This is a genomic window from Aquimarina sp. MMG015 (genome assembly GCF_018100855.1).
Classification (GTDB): domain Bacteria; phylum Bacteroidota; class Bacteroidia; order Flavobacteriales; family Flavobacteriaceae; genus Aquimarina; species Aquimarina latercula.
This window is the reverse complement of the sequence record NZ_JAGJEB010000024.1, coordinates 1-4,170: the sequence shown is the minus strand read 5'-3', so window position 1 is coordinate 4,170 and position 4,170 is coordinate 1. Positions and strand designations below refer to the sequence as shown.

At 36.1% G+C, this 4,170-nt stretch carries 2 protein-coding genes; both read left to right on the top strand.

Annotated features, from left to right (window positions below; genetic code table 11):
* Nucleotides 1-2,667, top strand: a 2,667-nt coding sequence (locus J8L88_RS23295; RefSeq protein WP_211062061.1) for a TonB-dependent receptor, incomplete at its 5' end; no start/stop codon positions are given.
* A gap of 22 nt (nucleotides 2,668-2,689) precedes the next feature.
* Nucleotides 2,690-4,170 (top strand): RagB/SusD family nutrient uptake outer membrane protein (locus J8L88_RS23290; RefSeq protein ID WP_211062059.1); only part of this gene is annotated, 1,481 nt, incomplete at its 3' end.

Below are 4,170 nucleotides of genomic sequence, written 5' to 3'. Positions count from 1 at the left end.
GGTTCTGTATCTTCTGTAAAGACGGAGGAGTTAAATGCTTTTCCTGTATTGAATGCAGCACAGGCGCTTCAGGGTCGTGCAGCAGGTGTAGTAGTTCAATCTAACAATGGTGGAGAACCGGGTGCCCCTATCAATGTAAAGATTAGAGGAAATACTTCTATCAATGCTAGTAGTGCCCCACTTATAGTTGTAGATGGATTTGTAGGAGGTATCTTTCCACAGGCAAATGACATTCAATCTATTGAGATTTTAAAAGATGCATCTGCTACCGCTATTTATGGTTCTAGAGGTTCTAATGGGGTTGTTTTAGTAACCACCAAAAAAGGTAGAAAGGGTAAATTATCTGTAGAGGTAAATACTACATATTCTATTCAAAACACAGCCAATCGTCTAGATTTATTAAATGCGGATCAATTTGCAGCTTATCAGCAAACCATCAATCCTGGATATGTTCAAGGATCTGCCAATACAGATTGGCAAGATTTATTGTATCGTAGTGGTAGTACTGCCAATCATCAATTTTCTTTTTCTGGAGGAAGTGATAAGATAAATTTTTATGCCTCTGCTACTTATTTTAAGCAAGAAGGTGTGATTATAAATTCTGAATTCGAAAGAATTTCTTTTTTATCAAATATCGATGCACAGGTAACTGATAAGTTAAAGTTGGGAGCTAATATATTTGGTAGTCGAGGAAATAAAGATGGAGTTCCTACACAATCAACCGGTGCTACAGTAAATGGTGGTGGAGATGATGTGGTTTCATTATTATTTCGATTTGCACCAGATCTTGGGGTACAGGATGCCAATGGCCTTAATACAATTAACTCTGTTGGAGATAATGTAGATAATCCATTTGCCATTGCTACTGAGGGAATCGATGAGACAAAAACAGATAATTATAGAGCCAATTTATATGCGAATTACGATATTTTTGAAAACCTTACTTTCAAAACTACATTTGGTTTTAGTACCATTAATGGTACTCAAGGGACATTTAGTCCATCGACTTTAATTACTACAGCTGGAGCTGGTACAGGCGGAAGAGCAACCATCACAAATTCTAAGAGCACAAGTATCTTAAGTGAAAACTACTTAACCTATAATGCAGAAATAGGAAGAGGGAATCTTACTTTATTAGCAGGATACTCTTACCAAAAGAATTCTACAGATAGATTCTCTGCAGGAGCTGAAGGGTTTACCTCAGATTCTTTTTCTTACCACGCATTACAAACAGGATCTACTCAATTGATACCTACTTCTTCTTTTTCTGAAATAGAGATTCAATCTCAATTCGGTAGGCTAAACTTTGATTATGATGATAAGTACTTACTAACAGCTACAGTTAGAAGAGATGGATCATCGAATTTTGCTAAAAATGAAAAATATGCAATTTTCCCATCAGGAGCCATTGGTTGGAAAGTATCAAATGAAAACTTCTTAAAGGACAGTCAAACGGTTTCTAATCTAAAGTTAAGAGCCAGTTATGGGGTAACCGGTAATCAAGCAATTGCAGCATATGGATCACTTGCTAGTTTTGCATCTGTCTTTACTCCTATTAATGGACAGACTGTTATTAATGTAACACCAAACCAAGTAGCCAACCCAGATCTAAAATGGGAATCTTCCTATCAAACCAATCTTGGTCTAGATTTAGGGCTATTTTCCAATAGAGTTTCACTGTCATTGGATTACTATAATATAGATACCAAGGATCTTATCATTGCAGATTCTAGTCAACCAGAATTTTTAGGTTTTCTAACTGCTGCAAGTTTAAGAAATGTAGGAGAGATTAATAACAAAGGATTTGAGATTACTTTAAATACCAGAAATGTTAGTACCGAAAACTTTAGTTGGACTACAGATCTTAATTGGTCTACAAACAAAAATGAGTTTGTTAGTTTATTAAATGGTGAAGATATATTCCAAGATGCTTCTCCTGGATATTTTAATATAGATCGTACGCATATCCTAAGAGAAGGAGAAGCTGTAGGTGTTTTTTGGGGATATGAATATAGAGGTGTTTACCAAGGTGGAGCTTTACCAGAAGGAACCGCTATTTTTGAAGGAGGCGAAGCAGGAGATCAATTATTTACAGATTTACCAGATGAAGATGGTAATTTAGATGGCGTAATTACCACCGATGATCAACAAATAATAGGAGATCCTAATCCAGATTTTACCATTGGTATCACAAACACATTTACTTACAAAAACATTGATCTAAGCATCTTTTTTCAAGGAGCTTATGGTGGCGATGTTATGAATCTTACCAATGTACAGTTATTTAACGGAGATTCTAATGCCACTACAGATATATTAAATGCTTGGACTCCAACAAACACAAATACAGATATACCCTCTGCTAAACTCAGAGGGAAACAAATTTCTTCTCGTTTTGTAGAAGATGGAAGCTATATAAGACTAAAGAATATTGCCTTAGGCTACAATTTACCATCAGAGATTACTGATAAGTTACGTATGGATAATGTGAGAGTATCTATAAGTGCTCAAAACCTATTAACCTTTACAGATTACTCTGGATTAGATCCTGAGGTGAACTTTTTAGGAAATGGTGGTTCAGGAAGCCAAAATACATTTAATGGATTTGATTTTGGAAATTATCCAACCGTTAGATCTGTGAACTTTAGTCTTGGTGTAAAATTTTAATCAATAATTTAAAGCATATATTATGAAACAATATAAATATTTATTCTTATTGATAGGATTATCAATAATAGGATGTTCTGACCTAGAAGAAGAACCTGTAGGGCTATTAGCTCCAGATGGTTTTTTTAACAATGTAAATGATATACAGACAGCAGCAAATGGTGCCTATGGACATATGACTCACGAAGATTTTTGGGGCAGAAAAATGTCTTTAACATTAATGTTACGTGGAGATATGGTTGCTATTGGAGACCCTACCACAGCAACAAGAAGAATCGAACACGATGAATTCAATGTTCCTGCTGATAATGGAATGATTGATGGATATTGGCTTAGAGTATATCAAATGATCGCCGCTGCTAACCAAGCAATAGCTGGTGCAGAACAAGTAAATGTAGCCGATGAAATAAAAAATCCAGTTACCGCCCTAGCCTATTTTGCAAGAGGGTTTGCGTATTTTCATTTAGTAAGACAATTTGGAGATATCCCTTATTTAGATACTCCAGTAACGAATCTAGAAGAAGCAAGTTCTATTAGCAAGACTCCAGCTGCGGATGTGTATGCAAATATCATTGCTGATTTTGAGTTTGCTAAAACCTGGTTACCAGACAATCAAGCTGCACGATCCATACCTGCTAAATCTGCAGCACACTCCTATTTAGCATTAGTATATTTAACGATGGGTGAATACCAACAAGCCTATGACCAAGCAAAAGGAGTGATTGATAATGAAGGAACCTATAACCTAGGATTAGAACCAGATTTTCAGGATCTATTTGACTCTTCACTAATAGATACTTCCTTAGAACCAATTTTTACATTGGATTTTATTGGGGCAAGCAATGGAGATGATGGAAGAGATTATCAAGCAGCATTAACAGGACTTAGAGATGATCAACAATATGGTCTTGGAGGTGGTTGGTCTGTAGGAGTCCCTTCCTTAGAAGTATACAATACTTGGGATGGTAGAGATTACAGAAAACAAGTGAGTTTAGATACCATAGGAGTTTTTAATATCACAGATCCTGTTACAGGAGTTCAGTCGTTAGAAGAGAGACCATTTACTGTTTTTAAAGAAAGTGGTGCTGGTAGAGGTGTGAATCGTCCACATATTGCAAAGTATACTCGTTCTATCGGAACAACTGCTACCGGAAATGGTAGAGGATCAGAAGCAAATTATATGATGATACGCTATGCAGAGGTGCTATTAATTGCAGCCGAAGCATTAAATGAAGTAAATCCTGGATCAAGCGAAGCTCACGAGTATGTAAATAGAGTAAGAGCTAGAGCAAGAAGTGGAAATGGTGCTACTTTCCCTGAGGATGTTTCTGGATTATCACAAGATGATTTTAGAACCATCGTATTAGAAGAACGTAAATGGGAACTAGCATTTGAGTTTAAAAGATGGTATGATATCGCTAGAAGAAGAATTGGTAGTGAAGTGTTTAGTGCTTCAGGGTTAGAAGGAGAAAAAGCAAACTTTGACCCTAATCAAGATTACTT